This is a genomic window from Streptomyces sp. NPDC028305 (genome assembly GCF_055569495.1).
This window is the reverse complement of the sequence record NZ_JBVHTN010000004.1, coordinates 947,741-965,696: the sequence shown is the minus strand read 5'-3', so window position 1 is coordinate 965,696 and position 17,956 is coordinate 947,741. Positions and strand designations below refer to the sequence as shown.

Annotated in this window: 20 protein-coding genes; 10 read left to right on the top strand and 10 right to left on the bottom strand. The window is 71.6% G+C overall.

Annotation, left to right across the window (positions count from 1 at the left end; all coding sequences use genetic code 11):
* Positions 1–57 precede the first annotated feature (57 nt).
* Positions 58–1,161: a substrate-binding domain-containing protein gene (locus tag ACZ4WQ_RS20515; protein ID WP_311730352.1), complete on the top strand. Its 1,104-nt coding sequence runs from the start codon at positions 58–60 to the stop codon at positions 1,159–1,161.
* A gap of 8 nt (positions 1,162–1,169) precedes the next feature.
* Here the strand turns inward: ACZ4WQ_RS20515 and ACZ4WQ_RS20510 are convergent, their stop codons facing one another.
* Entirely contained in the window at positions 1,170–3,197 is a 2,028-nt protein-coding gene (locus ACZ4WQ_RS20510) for a DUF2264 domain-containing protein (RefSeq protein ID WP_398371684.1), read from the bottom strand.
* A 110-nt stretch (positions 3,198–3,307) separates the two neighbouring features.
* Here ACZ4WQ_RS20510 and ACZ4WQ_RS20505 point away from each other — a divergent pair, with 110 nt between their 5' ends.
* Entirely contained in the window at positions 3,308–5,290 is a 1,983-nt protein-coding gene (locus ACZ4WQ_RS20505; protein WP_398371682.1) for a heparinase II/III domain-containing protein, read from the top strand.
* Positions 5,291–5,513: 223 nt separating this feature from the next.
* Positions 5,514–5,861, top strand: a complete 348-nt coding sequence (locus ACZ4WQ_RS20500) for a TraR/DksA family transcriptional regulator (RefSeq protein ID WP_358847353.1) — start codon at positions 5,514–5,516, stop codon at positions 5,859–5,861.
* 8 nt (positions 5,862–5,869) lie between these two features.
* On the opposite strand, the gene ACZ4WQ_RS20495 is transcribed toward ACZ4WQ_RS20500, so the two are convergent.
* Both ACZ4WQ_RS20495 and ACZ4WQ_RS20490 read right to left on the bottom strand, forming a co-directional pair.
* Positions 5,870–6,406, bottom strand: a complete 537-nt coding sequence (locus ACZ4WQ_RS20495) for a Uma2 family endonuclease (RefSeq protein ID WP_385344422.1) — start codon at positions 6,404–6,406, stop codon at positions 5,870–5,872.
* Positions 6,407–6,425: 19 nt separating this feature from the next.
* Positions 6,426–6,836, bottom strand: a complete 411-nt coding sequence (locus tag ACZ4WQ_RS20490; protein ID WP_385344276.1) for an ArsR/SmtB family transcription factor — start codon at positions 6,834–6,836, stop codon at positions 6,426–6,428.
* Between the two features lie 112 nt (positions 6,837–6,948).
* Here ACZ4WQ_RS20490 and ACZ4WQ_RS20485 point away from each other — a divergent pair, with 112 nt between their 5' ends.
* Positions 6,949–8,922 carry a heavy metal translocating P-type ATPase gene (locus tag ACZ4WQ_RS20485; RefSeq protein WP_468022327.1) on the top strand — a complete coding sequence of 658 codons (1,974 nt, stop codon included), beginning with the start codon at positions 6,949–6,951 and terminating at the stop codon, positions 8,920–8,922.
* Positions 8,923–8,926: 4 nt separating this feature from the next.
* Here ACZ4WQ_RS20485 and ACZ4WQ_RS20480 read toward each other — a convergent pair whose 3' ends face one another.
* Together ACZ4WQ_RS20480 and ACZ4WQ_RS20475 are read right to left on the bottom strand one after the other, a co-directional pair.
* Positions 8,927–9,151 carry a DUF397 domain-containing protein gene (locus tag ACZ4WQ_RS20480; RefSeq protein ID WP_358847350.1) on the bottom strand — a complete coding sequence of 75 codons (225 nt, stop codon included), beginning with the start codon at positions 9,149–9,151 and terminating at the stop codon, positions 8,927–8,929.
* Positions 9,148–9,975 carry a helix-turn-helix domain-containing protein gene (locus ACZ4WQ_RS20475; RefSeq protein WP_361189626.1) on the bottom strand — a complete coding sequence of 276 codons (828 nt, stop codon included), beginning with the start codon at positions 9,973–9,975 and terminating at the stop codon, positions 9,148–9,150. Before ACZ4WQ_RS20475 ends, ACZ4WQ_RS20480 begins: the two co-directional genes overlap by 4 nt.
* A 164-nt stretch (positions 9,976–10,139) precedes the next feature.
* On the opposite strand from ACZ4WQ_RS20475, the gene ACZ4WQ_RS20470 reads away from it, so the two are divergent.
* From ACZ4WQ_RS20470 to ACZ4WQ_RS20445, 6 genes are all read left to right on the top strand, one after another.
* Positions 10,140–10,301 carry a hypothetical protein gene (locus tag ACZ4WQ_RS20470; protein WP_361189623.1) on the top strand — a complete coding sequence of 54 codons (162 nt, stop codon included), beginning with the start codon at positions 10,140–10,142 and terminating at the stop codon, positions 10,299–10,301.
* On the top strand, positions 10,298–10,534 hold the full coding sequence (locus ACZ4WQ_RS20465; RefSeq protein ID WP_361189620.1) for a hypothetical protein: 237 nt from the start codon (positions 10,298–10,300) through the stop codon (positions 10,532–10,534). Before ACZ4WQ_RS20470 ends, ACZ4WQ_RS20465 begins: the two co-directional genes overlap by 4 nt.
* Before the next feature lie 13 nt (positions 10,535–10,547).
* Positions 10,548–11,387: a hypothetical protein gene (locus ACZ4WQ_RS20460; protein WP_385344261.1), complete on the top strand. Its 840-nt coding sequence runs from the start codon at positions 10,548–10,550 to the stop codon at positions 11,385–11,387.
* Between the two features lie 111 nt (positions 11,388–11,498).
* Positions 11,499–12,365 (top strand): UbiA family prenyltransferase, encoded by an 867-nt coding sequence (locus tag ACZ4WQ_RS20455; RefSeq protein WP_311730362.1) that lies wholly within the window; start codon positions 11,499–11,501, stop codon positions 12,363–12,365.
* Between the two features lie 193 nt (positions 12,366–12,558).
* A complete protein-coding gene (locus ACZ4WQ_RS20450) occupies positions 12,559–13,113 on the top strand; it encodes a GH25 family lysozyme (protein ID WP_311730363.1) in 555 nt (184 codons plus the stop codon).
* Positions 13,114–13,158: 45 nt separating this feature from the next.
* Positions 13,159–13,467 carry a hypothetical protein gene (locus tag ACZ4WQ_RS20445; protein WP_311730364.1) on the top strand — a complete coding sequence of 103 codons (309 nt, stop codon included), beginning with the start codon at positions 13,159–13,161 and terminating at the stop codon, positions 13,465–13,467.
* A 50-nt stretch (positions 13,468–13,517) separates the two neighbouring features.
* On the opposite strand, the gene ACZ4WQ_RS20440 is transcribed toward ACZ4WQ_RS20445, so the two are convergent.
* The 5 genes from ACZ4WQ_RS20440 to ACZ4WQ_RS20420 form a co-directional block, all read right to left on the bottom strand.
* Positions 13,518–13,727 (bottom strand): EF-hand domain-containing protein, encoded by a 210-nt coding sequence (locus tag ACZ4WQ_RS20440; RefSeq protein ID WP_311730365.1) that lies wholly within the window; start codon positions 13,725–13,727, stop codon positions 13,518–13,520.
* 78 nt (positions 13,728–13,805) lie between these two features.
* Positions 13,806–14,423 (bottom strand): N-acetylmuramoyl-L-alanine amidase, encoded by a 618-nt coding sequence (locus tag ACZ4WQ_RS20435; protein ID WP_311730366.1) that lies wholly within the window; start codon positions 14,421–14,423, stop codon positions 13,806–13,808.
* Positions 14,424–14,860: 437 nt separating this feature from the next.
* The gene (locus ACZ4WQ_RS20430) at positions 14,861–15,364 is read right to left on the bottom strand and encodes an ATP-binding protein (protein WP_311730367.1); all 504 of its coding nucleotides are present in this window, start codon (positions 15,362–15,364) and stop codon (positions 14,861–14,863) included.
* Positions 15,365–15,724: 360 nt separating this feature from the next.
* Positions 15,725–16,492 carry an enoyl-CoA hydratase/isomerase family protein gene (locus ACZ4WQ_RS20425; RefSeq protein ID WP_311730368.1) on the bottom strand — a complete coding sequence of 256 codons (768 nt, stop codon included), beginning with the start codon at positions 16,490–16,492 and terminating at the stop codon, positions 15,725–15,727.
* Between the two features lie 78 nt (positions 16,493–16,570).
* The gene (locus ACZ4WQ_RS20420; RefSeq protein ID WP_398371849.1) at positions 16,571–17,800 is read right to left on the bottom strand and encodes a L,D-transpeptidase; all 1,230 of its coding nucleotides are present in this window, start codon (positions 17,798–17,800) and stop codon (positions 16,571–16,573) included.
* Positions 17,801–17,956: the final 156 nt, after the last annotated feature.

The following is a 17,956-nucleotide window of genomic DNA, read 5'->3' as shown; positions in this document are numbered from 1 at the left end:
TCGAAGCGATTCGTTCAGACTCGAACAGGCCATCAGGCCGTCGACCGAGGGGGCCCGATGAGCGCAGACCGACCTTTCGCCCTTCAGCGCAGGGAACGGCTGATGGACGAGTTGCGCCGGCACGGCACCGTGCGCGTGCGTGACCTCGCCCACATGCTCGACGTCAGCGAACTGACCGTACGGCGCGACATCACCGCCCTGGCCGCCCGCGGCCTGCTCACCAAGGTGCACGGCGGCGCCACCCTGCCGACCGACCTCGACCAGGCCCCGGCCCGCCGGCCCCGCCCCACCTCCACGCCCTTCACCATCGGCATGGTCGTGCCCTCCCTGGACTTCTACTGGCCGTCGATCGTCAGCGGCGCACGCGCGGCGGCCGCCGGGCTCGGCGTCCAGCTCCAACTGCGCGGGTCCAGTTACGACCAGGCCGAGGACCGCCGCCAGATCAGCCGGCTGATCGAGGCCAAGCAGGTGCAGGGGCTGCTGCTGGCCCCCAACCTCGAGGGCAACGGCGTCGACGAGTTGCTCGACTGGATCGGCAATCTGCCGGTGCCGACCATCCTCGTGGAGCGGCAGACCTCACAGTGGACGCCGACCCCGCGCCAGCTGGAGTGGGTGCGCAGCGACCACGCGCTCGGCATGGAGATGGCCGTACGCCACCTCCACGAGCACGGCCACCGCCGGATCGGTCTGGTGCTGTCCAAGGGCAGCCCGCACTCGACCCACCTCGCCCAGGGCTGGCTGAAGGCGTGCACGGAGCTCGATCTGCCCAGCGAGTTGGTGGTGCGCGAGAGCGTGGCCCTCGACCAGCCCGGCCACCGGCAGATCATCGAGGGCATCCTCGACCGGTGTCGCGGGTCCCGGATCACCGCGCTGATCGTGCACAGCGACCCCGACGCGATGTCGGTCGCCCAGTACCTCGCCGAGCGGGGGGTCTCGATCCCGGACGACATGGCTCTGGTCAGCTACGACGACGAGGTGGCCCATCTCGCGGAGCCCGCGATGACGGCCGTCCGCCCGCCCAAGGCCCGGGTCGGCCGGGTCGCGGTCGAGATGATGGTGTCCCGGCTCATGGAGGGCAGACGCCGCCCGGCGCAGCGCGTCGCCATCCTGCCGGAGCTGATCCTCCGCGACTCCTCGGTCAAGCGGGCGCGAGCCGTGTGACAGGCGCGCTACGGGCCGGGCGGCAGATCGACCTCGGTGGTGAGGCCGTCCGGCCAGATCAGCCGCGCCCGGTCGGCGCCGTCGGGCCCCGGGAGGACGGAGACGACGGGATCGGCGCTGTTCTGGTTGCCGCTTCCGCCGCGTTCGAGGGTCACCGCGGCCGCGAGCACCTCGCCGTACCGGACGCCGTCCGTGGCCAGCCACGGCGTCGCGGTCCGGGCGCCGAGAGGGCTGTCGTCCTTCCCGATGGCGACTCCGCCGAGCCGTAGGCCGAGCAGTCCGCGCAGCGACGAGCGCAGGGAAGCGGTGCGCGCTTCCGCGCAGGGCGCATCGGCGTACGACACCGCGTCCGCCGGGCCGGTGCCCACCCGGGTCCCGGGCGGGGCGTCGGCGGCGACCGGCCAGCCGCCCACCCGTACGCAGTCCCACGCCGGATCCGGGTCCGGCGCCGGGCCGTCCCCCGACGCCGGGGCGTCCACTCGGACGAGCCGGACCTCAACCCCCGCGCGCAGCACCGAGGCCACGGTGACCACGGGCCCGGGCGTCGTCGGACCGGTCCGGCCGGAGCCGTGGTCGGGCGAGTCGTCGGCGCCGCTGTCGACCCAACGCACCGGCCCCCGGGAGGCGGCGGCCAGCACACCGCCGGGGAGCTCGCGGGCGAACAGCGTCTCGAACCCGGTGCGGTGGCTGGCCCGGCCGGTGTCGTCGAGCAGCACGACCGCGTTGTCGACCGGGTCCGCCGCCGACGCGGCGGTCAGCGGGGGCACCGTGGCGGTGGAGTAGCCGAGCCGCGCGTACAGCGGCGAGTCCGCGCTGGTGTCGCCGGGACGCGCGTGGTCGGTGCCGTGGTTGAGCACCACCGCGATCCCGTCGCGGCGCCGCGCGGAGACCAGCCAGCCGGGGGCCGCCACCACCCGCGCTACGTCCCCGGTCTCCACCGGAAGCGGGAGTTCCGGCTCCGTCCACACCGGGTGGTCCGCGGGCAGCATCAGGCCGAGCAGACCCTTGGCCGCCCAGTACGGGGAGCCGGGCCCGGAGTAGGACTGCCGCATCGTCGGCCAGGCGGCGTGCCAGCCGAGGTTGAGCAGCCCGTCCGGGTCGGGGGCTCCCCGGTCGGTGAAGTGCCGGACGATGCCGGACGCCGCCCGGCGCACCAGTCCGGGCGGCTGCCCGCCCGCCCCCGTCACCGCGCCGACCCAGAAGGGCGCGGCGGCGGCGAAGCGGTAGCTGAGGCTGCGTCCTTGCAGCAGCGGGGAGCCATCCGCGCCGACCAGGCGCACCGCGTCATCGAGGTAGCGCGCGAGGTCGGCGCCCCAGGTCTCGCGGAGGGCCGGCGGGCACAGGGTGCCGGTGACGTCGAACAGGTGGGTCCACAGCAGCGGGTACAGGTGCAGCGCCCAGCCCGTGTAGTGGTCGAAGGCCCGCTCCTGCCCGTCGCTGAGCCAGCCGCCCGGCCGGCGCAGCGAGGCGTGGACGGCCAGGTCCTCCTCGATGTCGGCGGCCGACCACGGCCCGCCCACCTCCCGCAGGAACGACTCGACGACGATCCTGAACCAGACCCAGTTGATGGGTGGATAGGGCTGCCCGACGACGGTCCCCAGCCAGGCGATGACCCGCTCGCGCACCCCGTCGTCCAGTTGGTCCCACAGCCAGGGCTTGGTCAGCTGGAGCACCAGGGCGAGGGAGGCGGCCTCGACCTTGGCCTGCCCGAGCTGGTCGGGGCGGGGCCAGGCCTCGGGCGAGTGCGGGTCGGTGCCCGCCGCCAGGCCGCGCGCGTACCGCTCCAGCAGCCCGCCGGGGTCCGCGCCCCGCTCCCCCGCGACGCGGAAACCGGCGATCAGGAAGGTGCGGGCGAAGCCCTCCAGGCCGTCGGAGGTCGCGCCGTTGCGGCTCGCCGGGCCGGGCAGGTCGATCCGGGCCCCCTCCGGGGAGGCGTACGGGTGGGTGGCGGCGAGCATCCGGTCGGCGAGCGCGGTCCAGTGCGCCCTGGTCCAACCGGTGTACGGGGCAAGGTCCCGGTCCTCGTCAGGCGACACTGCTTCCTCCGGAAGTGGGGTTGGTGGGTGGTGGATGGATGGCGTTGCCACCTCACCCCGTGACATAGTCCCGAGTCAACGAATCCGAACAGAACCGATCAGGAGAGATAATGGGCCTGGTAGAGCCGGAGCCGGTTTCCCCCGCGTACCGCTCCCTCCGGAACCGGCTGGCCCCCGCCCTGAGCTCCACTTCCGGCCCCGATTCACTGGTCGAGCACCTGCGGAACGCCCCCGCGCGGCTGCCCGTCCCCGACGTCACCGCGCGCCCGGTGTGGGAGGCGGTGGACGCCGCCACGCGCGAGGCGCTGCTGGACGAGGCCGCGGCCGAACTCCGCCGGACCGCACCGGTCCTGACCGCCTCCGCCTGGGCGCGGACGTTCCGCGACGGCGTACGGACCGCGTACGAGGACTCCGCCCGACGGCTGCGCGAGCGGGCCACGCTGCTCGTGCTCGCCGCCACGCTGACCGGCGAGGTGGCCCCGGCCGACGCCCCGCCCGGGGCCGCGCCATACCTGGACGCCGCGGCCGACGCGCTGATGGCCCTGGCCGAGGCCAGCACCTGGTGCTGGGCGCCGCACGACCGCTTCGCCACTGCCCGCGGCGAGGTGCTGCCGGACCCGGACGAGCCGTTCCTCGACCTGGGGGCCGCCGAGGTGGTGTCCCTGCTGGCCTGGGCCGATCACGTACTGGGCCCGCATCTGGACACCCGGATCCCCGGGCTGCGCAGGCGACTTCGGCGCGAGGCGGACCTGCGGGTGCTGACGCCGTTCGAGCGCACCCGGGACTGGCACTGGATCGGCCTCGACGGGGACGCCCACAACTGGAACCCCTGGATCCATGGGGCGGTGCTCGCCGCGGCCCTCCTGCTGACCGAGGACGAGGAGCGGCGGGCGCGGCTCGTCCGGCTCGTCGTCGAGGGCCTGGACCACTACCTCGCGGTGCTCCCCGACGACGGCGGGATCGACGAGGGCGTCGCCTACTGGTGGCAGGGCGCCGGCCGGCTGCTGGAGGCCCTCGACCTCCTCGCCGACGCCGGCGGCGCCGCGCTCGACGCCCGCGACCTGCCGGTGTTCGGCCCGCTCGGCAAGTTCCCGCACCGCATGCACCTCGCCGGCGACTGGTACGTCAACGCCGGTGACGCCCCCGCCCGCCTGTGGGCCGACCAGCCCTGGCACGTGCTCTTCCAATGGGGCGAGCGGCTGGCCGACCCCGAGATCCGCGCCCACGCCCTGGCCTGCGCACGCGGCGGCCCGGCGGTACGGCCCCGGGCGGGCCTCGGCCGAGCCCTGGCCGGACTCCGCGACCCCCGCTGGCGCGATGCCCTGGCCACTACCGACACGGATGGCGACCCCGTCCCCTGGGCGGCACGGGAGACCTGGCTGCCCCGGGTCCAGGTGCTCGTCGCCAGGGAGGCCGCGGGCACCGCCGCCGGGCTGACCCTGGCGGCGAAGGCGGGACACAACGGCGAGCGCCACAACCACCTCGACGTGGGCTCGTACTGGGTCGCCCTCGACGGCCGCCCGCTGGTCGTCGACATCGGCCAACCCACGTACACCGCGGCCAGCTTCGGCCCCGACCGCTACCAGGCGTGGCCCCTCCAGAGCGCCTGGCACAACGTCCCCGAGCCCGGCGCCCCCCAACAGCCGGGCCCCGCCCACGCAGCGCACGACGTACGGGTCGCCCTCACCCCCGCCGCTGCCGCCCTGCACGCCGAGCTCGCCGGGGCGTACCCGGCGGGCCTGTTGCGCACCTGGCACCGGTCCCTGCGGCTGATACGCGCCACGCCGGACACCCCGGCCCACATCCTGATCGAAGACCACTGGACCCCGCACCCCGCCGCCCCGGTACTGCTCCGGCACGTCCTGGCCGGAGACGTCGAACTGGCGGAGGGACGGGCGCAGATCACGGCCGGAGCGAGCTCCCTGCGCCTCACCTGGGACCCGAACCGCGCCACGGCACAGCTCGAACACCGCGACCTCGACGACCCATTGCTGCGCGAGTCGTGGGGAGAGCGGCTGACGAGGCTCACCCTGACCGTCGCGGCTCCCTCCGCTGGAGAGCCGTTCACCGTCCGGATGGAGCGGTCTCGGTGAGGTTGTCGAACGGTCTTTTCAGGGTGCCCGCCAGGAGCAGGTCATGAGTGACGCGTAGTCCCCCGTCCCGGAGCGAGGGCATATGCCTTCGCCGCGCGGGTATCCGAGGGAGCGCTCATTGCGGTACCGATTCCGCGCTCGAAGGAGGCCCCATGCTGATGGCACACCCCGCGGTCCTGACACGCGGACGGCTGACGGCGGGATCGGCCTGGCAATGAACGGCATGCCCCCACACGATCTTGAGGAAGCGGCCGCCAAGCTGTCCGACCAGCGGGACCGCCTCCGCGCGGAGATCGCCACAGCGCGGGAAACCGAGTCGGACCTCCGCCGCGACTGCGCCCTGGACGCCGGGGACGTCGGCGCGGCCACCCTCGCCATCGAGGAACTGCACGCCCGCATCGACGCCGCCACCGCTCTCCTGGAACGGACCCTCGCCGCGCTCACCCGCATCCAGGACGGCACCTTCGGCATCTGCGCCACCTGTGGCGCCCCCATCGCCCGGGAACGGGTCATGGCCATGCCGCACGCAGAGCGGTGCGTCGCCTGCACCGAGCGGCAGAGTGGGCCCTGAGCGAGGCGCTAGATCTGGCCTAGGTCGATCTCCACCGGGAACGGAGCCGCGGCCTTCACCACGCCAGTGAACACGTCCCCGTCCCGATAGGTCCTGGTCGCCGGGTCGAGGACGTAGGTGTACACCAGCGGAACGCCGGTGGCGGCCTGCTCGACCCGCCAGTAGAAGGCGATCCCCGCCGTCGCGTACTGCTCCACCTTCACGATCCGGTCGGTGGTCTCCGACCCCGGGGACACGACCTCGACGACCAGCAGCACGTGCTCGGGGCGGGTGGGCGTGACGTCGATCGCCTCCGCGCGGTACACCACCACGTCCGGACGGCGGTTGGTGAGCGGCACGTCCTGAAGCCGGACGTCGAAATCCGAATCGGCATTCCAGACAGGCCCGGCGGCGGCCTCCAGGGCGTTCGCGAGGATCCGGGCCAGGCGGTTGTGCCGTTTGGAGGCGCGGGGGCGTACGACGACCATCCCCTCCACGATCTCAATGCCCGCGCACTGCTCCTCGGACCAGGAGTCGTACAGATCGGGTGTGATCTGCTCGCGCATCCACGCCGCGCCGACCGCGTCAGGCACTCGCGTCAGCCGCCGCGTCGGGCTCGGGCTCGGGCTTCGCCGCGCCGACGGGGGTGTCGCTCAGGCCGAGGCGGAGGTGCTCCACGTGGTAGAGGGCCTGGTCGAGGAGTTCGGCGACGTGGTTGTCGTACAGCGTGTACACCACGGAACGGCCCTTGCGGGTGCCGGTCACCAGGCCGAGGTTGCGCAGCAGGCGGAGCTGGTGGGAGCAGGCCGACTGCTCCATGCCGACCTCGGCGGCCAGTTCGGTGGCCGCGAGGGGGCCTTCGCGCAGCCGGGCGAGGATCAGCAACCGGGATGGGGTGGCGAGGGCCTGCAAGGTGGTGGCGACCTTGGCGGCGCCGGCCGCGTCCAGGCGCGCACGGGGGACGGTGCTGGCGGGGGATGCGGCTCCATGACCCATGCGGTCATCGTACGCCCCCGCCCCATGAATGCATGAATCATTGTTCATCCATTCCTGTTACGGTGGTGGCGTCGGATGCGTTTCCTCCCGCCCGTGAAGGACCCCTGCCGCGATGACGTCCACGCTCACCCGCCCCGCCCCCGGCGCCACCCGCGACGCGGTGGCACCCAAGCGCCGTACGCGGATCTTCGCCCTGCCCGAGGCCCGCTGGGCCACCGCCGCGCTGGTGTTGTTCCTGATCGGGCTGCCGCTCTATCTGCTGGACGCGCCGGCGTGGGCATGGGGCCCGCTGTTCGCGCTGGTCTACGTCACCGGCGGATGGGAGCCCGGCTGGGCGGGCCTTCAGGCGCTCAAGGACAAGACCCTCGACGTGGACCTGCTCATGGTCGTCGCCGCACTCGGCGCGGCGGCCATCGGCCAGGTGCTGGACGGCGCCCTGCTGATCGTCATCTTCGCCACCTCCGGCGCGCTGGAGGCCATCGCCACCGCCCGCACCGCCGACTCCGTACGCGGCCTGCTCGACCTCGCCCCGGCCACCGCCACGCGCATCGCCGACGACGGCGGGGAGGAGACCGTGCCCACCGAGCAACTGCGCGTGGGCGACACGCTTTTGGTGCGACCCGGGGAGCGCATCGGCGCCGACGGCCGGGTGCTGGACGGCGCGAGCGACGTCGACCAGGCCACCATCACCGGCGAACCGCTGCCGGTGGCCAAGGAGACCGGCGACGAGGTGTTCGCCGGCACGCTCAACGGCACCGGCGCGCTCCGGGTGAAGGTCGAGCGCGACCCGTCGGACTCGGTGATCGCCCGCATCGTGGCCATGGTCGAGGAGGCCGCCGAGACCAAGGCCCCCACCCAGCTGTTCATCGAGAAGGTCGAGCAGCGCTACAGCCTCGGCATGGTCGCCGCCACCCTCGCGCTGTTCGCGCTCCCTCTTGTCTTCGGCGCCGCCCTTCAGCCAACCCTGCTGCGGGCCATGACCTTCATGATCGTCGCATCGCCCTGCGCGGTGGTGCTGGCCACCATGCCCCCGCTACTGTCCGCCATCGCCAACGCCGGACGCCACGGCGTGCTGGTCAAGTCCGCCGTGGTGATGGAGCGCCTCGGGCAGATCGACGCCGTGGCCCTCGACAAGACCGGCACCCTCACCGAGGGCACCCCGAAGGTCACGGACATCCGCCCGCTGCCCGCGTCCGGCCTGTCCGAGGACGAGCTGCTACGGCTCGCGGCGGCCGCCGAGCACCCCAGCGAACACCCCCTGGCCCGCGCCGTCGTGGACGCCGCGCGTGACCGTGACTTCGACCTCCCGCCCGCCGAGGACTTCGCCTCCGCGCCCGGTACGGGTGTGACCGCTCGTGTCGACGGCAAGAAGCTCGCGGTCGGCAGCCCGGCCCGGCTCCTGGCTGGCCGCGCCGACCAGCCCGCCGCAGCGCTCGCCGAACAGTTGGAGAGCGAGGGCCGCACCGCCGTCCTGGTCCAGCTCGACGGCACCCCCGTCGGCGTACTGGGCATCGCCGACCGGCTCCGCGACGAGGCCGCCGCCACCGTCACCGCCCTCACCGCACTCACCGGCACCGCGCCGATCCTCGTCACCGGCGACAACCCACGCGCCGCCGCGCGTCTGGCCGACGAGGTCGGCATCGCGGACGTACGGGCGGGACTGCTGCCGCAGGACAAGGTGGCAACGGTGAAGGAACTGGAGACCGCCGGGCGGAAGGTCCTGGTCGTCGGCGACGGCGTCAACGACGCCCCCGCCCTGGCCGCCGCCCACACCGGCATCGCCATGGGCCGCGCGGGCTCCGACCTCGCCCTGGAGACCGCCGACGCGGTGGTCGTACGCGACGAACTGGCCACCATCCCGACCGTCGTCGCCCTCTCCCGCCGCGCCCGCCGCCTGGTGGTGCAGAACCTGGTCATCGCCGGAACCTTCATCACCGGCCTGGTGATTTGGGACTTGGTCGGGACCCTGCCCCTGCCGCTGGGTGTCGCGGGCCACGAGGGCTCCACGGTGATCGTCGGCCTCAACGGCCTGCGGCTACTGGCCGACGGCGCGTGGCGCCGCGCCCGGGGTTCCGAGGACGCGTAGGCCCTCAGGCAGCCGGAAGACCCCCGGCCCGCACGGCAGCCGTGAACGAGCCCCACGCGGCAGCCGAGAAGAGCAGGGCCGGGCCTGCCGGGTTCTTGCTGTCCCGGACGGGGACGACACCGGCGGTGGTGGCTATGCCGGGAGCGAACTCGACGCACTCCCCTTCATCCCCGCTGCTATGGCTGGACTTGACCCATTCGGCGCGGGACAGATCAAGGGCACTGCTCATTGGGCGAACTCCTCCATCACTCTGCGGATCATGGCTAACGACTCCTGCGGAGACAGAGCAGCGGCCCGTAGCCGGTCGTACCTGGCAGTCGCGCTCTCCACCTCTTCCGGGGTGTCGAACATCTGGCCAGCCATCGCCGTATCCGCATACACGATGCCCGGCCCTTCGTCGAACCTCAGAAGGGTGAAGCCTCCCGGCGTTGGGGGTGCTCCCGCCCCGAACGGTAGTACCTGAAGAGCCACGTGTGGGGACTCGGCTTCGGTCAGGAGATGAGCCATCTGCGCGCTCATGATGTCGCGCCCGCCCACCTCGGCGCGTAGGCAGGCTTCGTACAGGACGCACCACACCAGAGGTGGCGAGTCCTTCTCCATCACCTCGCGCCGCCGCATTCGCCGCTCGACCCTGGCGTCAAGCGTGTCCACGGCCTCCCGTGGATGCGCGGCCCGGAAGACAGCACGTGCGTAGTCGGCCGTCTGCAACATGCCCATGATGAACGTGGCGGAGAAGTTGGAGATGCCCGTCGCCTGCCGCTCCAACTGAACGTACGGCAGGAACCAGGCCGGATAGCCGTGCAGGCTGGCCCACTCCCGGAGCCGTGCAAACGTGCCCGGCGTACCGAAGACCTCATCACAAACCTTGGCGAACGACCGGCTGGCCAGCCTCTCCCCTGCCTCCACCTTCGCCACGTACTGCTGCCCGTAGTTGGCTCGCTCGCCCAGCTCCCGCTGGCTCATCCCCGCCCGCGTCCGCCAGGCCCGTACCTCCTTGCCGAAAAACGCAGGTCCGCTGACCTGCTCCTGCTCCTCGCTCGTCGTCTCACTCATCGCATGGATCTCCCCTCACCCCAGGCCGACTTGGTGTGTCGCCACCCCTGTTGGTTGCCGCCCCGCAACGCAACGCTGGGAGTACACACAGTAATTAAAGCCCGCAAGGCGTATCCAAGTCAGAAAGATCCACCCAAACTAGCCAACACCGAACAGGCGACCGAATGAACGACCAATGCCCCCAGTGCCGCCACTACCGCGCGCTGCGCGAGCAGGCCAAACAAGCCGGGGACTACAGCAAGGCGACCGACTACGAGGTGCTGCGCCGACGCCACCCCACCCACGCCGTCTACGTGCCTCGGCAGGCTGGAGGGCGGCGCGCGTGAACCACCCCAACGCACGCACACACAGCACCCCCGGCCCGGGCCAGCAGGCGTACGACCCGATCAGCGACCGCACAGGCGTGGTCCAGGCGATTCACGCCACCACGGAACTGCTCTTCGACCACAGAATGACGGGAAGCCGCGTCGCCTTCCTGCGCCCCGCCCGGGGCGGCGTCGAGTGGACGGCGGATGCCGCCACCCTCCGCTTCCCTCCGGAAGCCAAACCCCGCCCGTGAAACCCTGTACCACGTGACGGACACGACTCCCTACGACCACGACCGCAACGAGCTCTCCCGGTCCGCCCTGGCGCGCCTGGTACTGAGTGACCGCGCCGTCGCCCTGGCCCAGACGGCCGGCACGCTCGCGGTGACCCGGTACGACGCGTACACCGGCCCGGGAGGGCGGGCCAGCGAGGCGCTGAGCCTGACGCGGATCGCGGATCGGCTGCTCTGCTACGCCGTCGTGTACGAGCGCGAGCGCGGGAGCAGTTGGGAGCAGATAGCCCAGTACCTGGACATGGACGCCGTCACGGCGGAGGAGCGCTTCGCGCCCGAGATCGAGCGGTGGAACACGGCGTTCGCCGTGCCCTATCGCTTGGACGAGACCGGGCGCAAGCGCATCCCCAACCTGCCGACGGCGGCATACGACCCCCAAAGCGCCTGCCGACGGCTCGACCTGTGGGCGCACGTGCACCTCACCATCAGCGACAAACACGCCGTGAGTGACGGTCTGCGCCCGAGTTCCCTGAAGGACGAGCCCTCCGCCTCGACGGCGCACGACATCGACGGGTGGATCTGCCGGCGGAACTTCTCCCCATTCATGGAGTCGTTGTCCCGGTACGTCGGCACGGACTGGGAGCCGACCGACTGGGACACAGTGGCGCTCAGCCTCGAAGGGACCGACGACAGCGACCCGGACGACGGCTGGTACGTGCACCGGATGGCCGGGGCTTGGCAGTCGGTCGAGGTCCGGCTGGCGAACGCCGCCGCAGCGACCGACATGGTGTCCGTCGTCGTCGCGGGTGCCGAGGCCGCCGAGCTGCGCCTGCGGATCGACACCCTGCTCTCAGCTTTCGCCATCGAGCCCTGATCGGCCGGATCGCGTCGACGAGTGTCTGTTCGAGGCACTGGTCGAACTACTAGATTTTTCCCCATGCCACCAGCCTCACAGTCACCACCAGCTATCCTCCGCGCTCGGAGGGTGGTCTGGCTGTGTCTTCGCGAGGCCCGCCCCATCGTGCTGGTGGTCTTCCTCGCCCGCTTCGCCGTCGGGGCTCTCGGGGCCGGGTCCGGTGACCGCTTAGGCCAGTTACCTTGGGGCCGGATCGCCCTGGGCGCCCTCGCCTGGTTCTGCGTGACCGCCTCCGCCTATCTACTCAACGGGGTGATGGACCTCCCGGAGGACCGGGCCAACGGCTCGCGGCGACCACTGGCCTCCGGCGCGCTGCCGGCCCGCGCCGCCCGCTGGGCGATCGCCGCAGCGACCGCGGCCGCGCTTCTTCTCAGCCTCAGTGACCTGGGGCTTTTTCTATGCGTGGGCACAGGCCTGTTCCTCGGCTGGGCCTATTCCGCGCCTCCGCTCAGCGCCAAGCGCCGCAGCTGGTCCTCCTCCGTCACCGTGATCGTCATGGGCCTGTGCACCTATGGCGCAGGCGCTCAGGCCGCGGGCGGTGAACCGCGCCCGGGCTTCTGGCTGTACGCCGTCGTGATGTCGGCCTGGATGGGCCTGGTCGGCGCGATCGCGAAGGATCTGGGCGACATCCCCGGGGACCGGGAGGGCGGCCGCCGTACGCTCGCGGTGGTGCGCGGCGAGAAGGCGGCGCGTACGGTCACGGCGGTCTGCGCGCCGGCGGTGGCCCTGGCGTTCGTCGCCGGCGCCCTCGTATACGACCCGCCGCTGCTGGCCGCGGCCGTGGTGCTGGCGGGCGGCGCCGGGTGGATCTCCTGGCTGTGTCAGCATCCCGCCAGCGGGCGGGAACGCGCTCCCTACCGGGCCTTCATGGTCTCCCAGTACGTGACCCATCTGGTGATCGCGGCCGTGCTGCTGCTCAGCCTTCTGACCGGCTGAAATGAGCGGCTATAGCAGACCGGCGAGGTGCGCGCCCGGGCATCGGGCAAACCTCCCGCTCCGGTTGAGCCGCGCCTGACGCCTCGTTAGCCTGCGCAGTCTGCGGTGCACACCGCCCCTCACCGGGCATGACAAGGACACAGACTCTTCCCCAGCCTCCCCCCACACTCCGTCTCTCCTCAAGGCAGGCAGCATGCTGCGCGGCATCGACGTCAGTTCGCATCAGAGCACGTTCGACACGGACGGACTCGCCTTCGTCTTCGTCAAGGCGACTGAGGGCCGTTCGTACATCAACCCACGCCAGTCCGCACAGGCGGCCCGCGCCCGCTCGGCGGGGTGCGTGGTCGGCTTCTACCACTTCCTGTGGCCCGGCAACATCGCGGCCCAGGCCGCCTATTTCGTGGAGAAGTGCGCCTCCCAGTCGCACGATCTGCTCGCCGTGGACTGGGAGACCACCTCCGAGGGCACCCACGCGAGCAACGCCGAGAAGGACCGGTTCATAAGGGAGGTCAAGAAGCTCCGCCCGGGCCACCGGGTGCTGCTCTACTGCAACCGCACCTACTGGCTGAACATCGACACCACGTCGTATGCCGGGGACGGGCTGTGGATCGCCGACTATGTGACGGCGGGCGAGCCGCGCATCAAGGCGACGTGGCGGATCCACCAGTACGCCGAGCACCCGGTGGACAAGAACGTGGCGCGCTTCGGCAGCAAGGCCGACCTGGTCGCCTGGGCCCGCAAGGAATAACCGGCGCCCGGGGGCGCTGTCGGTGGCGGCGCCTACCCTTCCGGTATGAGCTACGCAGACCTGCGCGAACTCCGCAGCGCGCTGACCACCGCGTCGGACATCGCCTTCGCCCTGGACGCCGCGCCCTCCGGGCAGGAGGCCGAGCAGCTCTCCGACGCGCTGCGCCGGGCGCTCGCGGCCGCCGGGGCGCTGGGGGCGGCGCATGGCGCCACGGGCTGCCCCGAGCATCCGCGCGGCGCGGTCGACCCGCTGTACGGGGACAAGGACGACCCGCTGCCGCCCGGATATGGCCGCTGTCTGCTGTGCAACGACCGCCGGCGGCGGGCGAGCGCGCAGCGGCGCGGCTGGCGGTGATCCGCCGGCCGCGCCGCGGGCTCCGGGCGCCGGAGCGCCGGGTTCAGTCCTTAGTTCTGGGCCGCCCAGAACTCCTCGAAGGAGAGCAGTCCGTCGCCGTTCGAGTCATGGGAGTTGATCACGGCCTGGGCGACCGGCTCCGTGACGTACGGGTCCCCCAGCTGAGCCATCACGCTCTTGTACTCGGCCGCGCTGATCAGTCCGTCCCCGTTGAGGTCGTACCGCTCGAACGCTTTCCGCGCCGCCTCGATGTCCGCCACGTGATCCACCCCTTCTGTGCGCTTGTCTGACCCGCACAGATTAGCGGGCCGGGGGCCCGGGGCCCGCGCGGCCGCGGCTCAGGCCGACTTCACCAGGTCGATGTAGCGGTCCCAGTCCCAGTACTGGCCGGGGTCGGTGTGGTCGGCGCTCGGCACCTCGTCGTGGCCGATGATGTGGGCCCGGGTCTTGGGCACGCCGTAGCGGTCGCAGACGGCCGCGGTCAGGGCCGCGGAGGAGGCGTACATCTCGTCCGTGAAGTACTCCGGCTTGTCGACCCAGCCCTCGTGCTCGATGCCGATGCTGCGGTTGTTGTAATCCCGGTTCCCCGCGTGCCAGGCGACGTCCTTCTCGCGCACGAACTGGCCGATGTAGCCGTCGGCCGAGGCGACCATGTAGTGCGCGGAAACCTGCTTGGCCGGGTTCTGGAAGATCTTCATCGCGTCCTGGAACGTCTCCTGCGTCACATGGATGACGACGAAGTCGATCGGATACGAGGTGGGGCGGCTGGAGACCCGGTAGTTGGAGGTGCTGGCCGGGATCCAGTGGGTGGGTGGGTAGGCGACGGCCGCGCGATCGTGTCTGGCCTCGGCGCGTGCGGGGGTCGTGGCGGCGGTGAGCCCCGCCGCGGCGGCGCCGAGGTAGGCGCCGGAGCGCAGCAGGGTACGGCGTGACGGGGTGCGGCCGTGCGTTTCCATGGGGGGTCTCCCGGGATCCATAGCCGTGACAGTGGGGGTGTGACGCGCGTAGCGCCGTTCCATGGTGGGGTGTCGACAGGGCCATGCCAAGGATTGCGAGGCAAAGAAAGAATTCGTGTCACGGTATGGACCTCTGAAAATCCGCCTTACGCAAAGACAACGCAAAGGAAATGCCTCACGACTGCCCACCATTAACAAGGCGGGTGTCATACCTCACCTTGGATTGAGTTGGTCGCGGCATCGGGCCTCTGCGATAGTGAAACGGGCGACCCCCATCGACCCGGGCCAGGTCGTTCACCCCTCTGCCACAGATGACACCCCTTTCCATCCGTGGCGCACACGAAAGAGGCCCCGCGTCGTCGCGAACCGACGGCAGGGGCCTCTTCGTCATACGGCGGGCATACGGCAGGCATCCGGCGGGCGCCCCGCCGGGACGGTCAGGGCTCGGTCACCCGCATCTCGAACCAGGTCGTCTTGCCGCGCGGCAGCAGATCCGCCCCCCACCGCTGGGAGAGCAGATCCACCAGCATCAGCCCCCGCCCGCTCGTATCGAGCTCGGCCACCGGCATCAGACAGGGCAGCCCGCGCGACGGATCGCGGACCTCCACCCTGATCCAGCCGCGCCGCCGCAGCATCCGCAGCCCGAAGGTGCGGGCTCCGGTGTGCCGCACGGCATTGCCCACCAGTTCGGATACCAGCAGCACGGTGTATTCGGCCAGCTGATGGGTCAGGCCCCAGTCACGCAGGACGACGTATTCGGCCAGCCGGCGGGCGGTGCCCGCCGATTCCGGACGGGAAGGCAGCCGCACCTCGTCGACCGCGGGATTTCCGAACAGGTCGACCGCCTTGGCGGCCGATTCGTCATCGACGGACGGCGCGCGCCGAGCCGCGGCCGTACCGATGCGCCGCTGCGGCTGCTCCATACCCTCCAAGCCCGCCATGCCCCCCATCATGGCCGCCCGACAGGCCCTTGGGGGCGGAACCGTGGGATTCCGAACACCCGAGCCCTAGGCTCCACAAACCCGGTCCAACATATGCCAGCGGCCGCGAGATGGCCCAAATACCCCACCTGACCAGCGATATCACGCCGCGTATGCGCGATCACCCAGCGTACCGGACCGGGTTGTCCAAGGGTCCGCGAGTGGCCAAACAAATTCGCTCGCACGGGGCATCCGCCGGGCCCGAACCCGCGCGGAAACCCGGCCCGGAACGCGCGCGGAAACCCTCGCGCAGACCCGGGCGGAAACCCTCGCGCAAACCCGGCCGGAAACCCGGGCGGCGGCCGCCGCCCGGGCCGCCGCTCACCGGAATTTGGCCTTCCCCGGCCCTTCCTCCACAAAGCTCCGCATCCCGATCTCGCGGTCCTCGGTGGCGAACAGCCCCGCGAACCAGCTGCGTTCGATGGCGAGACCCGTCTCCAGGTCGGTCTCCAGACCCGCGTCCACCGTCTCCTTGGCCGCGCGCAGCGCGATCGCCGGACCCCGCGCCAGCCGGGCCGCCCAGGCGTGCGCCTGCTCGTAGACCTCCTCCGCCGGTACGACGCGGTCCACAAGACCGAGCGTCAGCGCCTCGTCGGCCTTGACCTGACGGCCCGTGAAGATGAGGTCCTTGGCGCGGGACGGGCCGATCAGCCGGGCCAGCCGCTGGGTGCCGCCCGCGCCCGGGATCAGGCCGAGCAGGATCTCCGGCTGGCCGAGCTTGGCGTTCTCGCCGGCGATCCGGTAGTCGGCGCACAGCGCCAGCTCGCAGCCGCCGCCGAGGGCGTAGCCGGTGACGGCGGCGACGACGGGCTTGGGGATCCGGGCGACGGCGGTGAAGGAGTCCTGGAGGGCGCGGGACCGGGCCACCATCCCGGCGTGGTCCATGTCCCGCATCTCCTTGATGTCCGCGCCGGCCGCGAACACCTTCTCGCCGCCCCAGATCACCACGGCCCGTACGTCGTCGCGGCCGGTCACCTCCTCGGCGAGTTCCCGCAACCGGTCCTGTGTGGCGATGTCCAGCGCGTTCATGGGCGGGCGGTCCAGCCGGATGGTGCCGACGCCCTCGGCGACCTCGAGGTTCACAGTCATGGCCGCAGGTTAGCGTCCGTTAGCACGCGGCCCACAGACCGGCCGTTCTCCGCGCTGCCTCCCGCGCCTACTGGTCTCCTACTGGTCGGCCTTCCACTTCGACCACGACATGTTCCATCCGTTGAGCCCGTTGTCCGGCTGGATGGTCCGGTCGTTCGAGTTCTTCACCACCACCACGTCACCGATGATCGAGTTGCGGAAGAACCAGGCCGCCGGGGTCGACCTGTCGCCGCCGCCCCGCTGGTCGAAGAGGCCGACGCAGCCGTGGCTGACGTTCGCCGAGCCGAAGGTCGGCCGGCCCGCCCAGTAGTTGCCGTGGATGAACGTGCCCGAGGTGGACAGCCGCATCGCGTGCGGCACGTCCTTGATGTCGTACTCGCCGTCGTAACCGACCGTGGCGCCGTTCATCCGGGTCACCGCGAGCCGCTCGCTGATGACCATCTTGCCGTTGTACGTCTCGTAGCCGGGCGCGCCGGAGGTGATGGGGAGGGTCTTGATGGTCTTGCCGTCCCGCTTGATCACCATCTTCTTGCTCTTGGCGTCGACCACGGAGACCTGGCTGCGGCCGACGGTGAACTTGACGGTCTTCGTCTGCTCCCCGTACACACCCGGCCGGCCCTCGATGCCGTCGAGGTTCAGCCGGAGGGTGACCTTGGTGCCCGGCGCCCAGTACTTCTCCGGCCGGAAGTCCAGCCGGTCGTTGCCGAACCAGTGGCCCTCGATGGGCACCGACGGGGAGGCCGAGACCTCGATGCCGCGCTCCACGGCCCCGGGGTCGGTGATGCCCCGGGAGAAGCGGATCGAGACCGGCATTCCGACGCCGACCTTGGAGCCGTCCTCCGGTGTGAAGACGCCGAGGAAGGTCTTCTTGGGGCGGAGGGTGGTGAAGGCGGAGTGCTTCGCGGCGGTCAGGCCCTGGGAGTCCTTGGCGACCGCGTCGACCGTGTATGTGGTGTCGGAGCGCAGATGCCGGGCGGGCCGCCAACTGGCGCCGTCCGCGGCGATCTTCCCGTCCACCTCGTTGCCCTTGGCGTCCTTGACCTTGACGGAGGTGAGCCGGCCCTTCTCCGAGGTCACCTTGAGCGCGCCCTGGGTGTCGACGCCCTTCGCCCCGTCCTTCGGCGCGATCGCCACGACGGCGCGCGAGGTCTTGACGCCGCCCCCGCCCTTGTCGCCGTCCTTCTTCTTCCCGTCGTCCGACCCGCCGTCACCGCCGCCGCAGGCGGCCACGAGCAGCAGCATCGCCCCGGTCAGCAGCGCGGGCAGCCCCCTGCGGCCCCGCCTCGTCAATGACCCCATCGGCCCCATCGACCCCGACGGCCCCATCGACCCCGACGGCCCCGATATCGGCTGGTCTTCCACTACGGCTCTCCCCTCACCCCGCGCCGCGTCCCGCGGCACCCCCGAAGACACTGCGCACATGCGCGCATACGCGCCGGTGACAGGTAATCACATGTCACCGAC

What these genes read in the sequence shown, in the direction of transcription:
- ACZ4WQ_RS20430 (WP_311730367.1), bottom strand. Translation starts at nt 15,364, where the DNA reads ATGGCGGGCTTGGAGGGTATGGAGCAGCCGCAGCGGCGCATCGGTACG.
- ACZ4WQ_RS20505 (WP_398371682.1), top strand. Translation starts at nt 3,308, where the DNA reads ATGGGCCTGGTAGAGCCGGAGCCGGTTTCCCCCGCGTACCGCTCCCTC.
- ACZ4WQ_RS20515 (WP_311730352.1), top strand. Translation starts at nt 58, where the DNA reads ATGAGCGCAGACCGACCTTTCGCCCTTCAGCGCAGGGAACGGCTGATG.
- ACZ4WQ_RS20500 (WP_358847353.1), top strand. Translation starts at nt 5,514, where the DNA reads ATGCCCCCACACGATCTTGAGGAAGCGGCCGCCAAGCTGTCCGACCAG.
- ACZ4WQ_RS20480 (WP_358847350.1), bottom strand. Translation starts at nt 9,151, where the DNA reads ATGAGCAGTGCCCTTGATCTGTCCCGCGCCGAATGGGTCAAGTCCAGC.
- ACZ4WQ_RS20435 (WP_311730366.1), bottom strand. Translation starts at nt 14,423, where the DNA reads ATGGAAACGCACGGCCGCACCCCGTCACGCCGTACCCTGCTGCGCTCC.
- ACZ4WQ_RS20450 (WP_311730363.1), top strand. Translation starts at nt 12,559, where the DNA reads ATGCTGCGCGGCATCGACGTCAGTTCGCATCAGAGCACGTTCGACACG.
- ACZ4WQ_RS20420 (WP_398371849.1), bottom strand. Translation starts at nt 17,800, where the DNA reads ATGGGGCCGATGGGGTCATTGACGAGGCGGGGCCGCAGGGGGCTGCCC.
- ACZ4WQ_RS20475 (WP_361189626.1), bottom strand. Translation starts at nt 9,975, where the DNA reads ATGAGTGAGACGACGAGCGAGGAGCAGGAGCAGGTCAGCGGACCTGCG.
- ACZ4WQ_RS20470 (WP_361189623.1), top strand. Translation starts at nt 10,140, where the DNA reads ATGAACGACCAATGCCCCCAGTGCCGCCACTACCGCGCGCTGCGCGAG.
- ACZ4WQ_RS20485 (WP_468022327.1), top strand. Translation starts at nt 6,949, where the DNA reads ATGACGTCCACGCTCACCCGCCCCGCCCCCGGCGCCACCCGCGACGCG.
- ACZ4WQ_RS20490 (WP_385344276.1), bottom strand. Translation starts at nt 6,836, where the DNA reads ATGGGTCATGGAGCCGCATCCCCCGCCAGCACCGTCCCCCGTGCGCGC.
- ACZ4WQ_RS20425 (WP_311730368.1), bottom strand. Translation starts at nt 16,492, where the DNA reads ATGACTGTGAACCTCGAGGTCGCCGAGGGCGTCGGCACCATCCGGCTG.
- ACZ4WQ_RS20495 (WP_385344422.1), bottom strand. Translation starts at nt 6,406, where the DNA reads ATGCGCGAGCAGATCACACCCGATCTGTACGACTCCTGGTCCGAGGAG.
- ACZ4WQ_RS20445 (WP_311730364.1), top strand. Translation starts at nt 13,159, where the DNA reads ATGAGCTACGCAGACCTGCGCGAACTCCGCAGCGCGCTGACCACCGCG.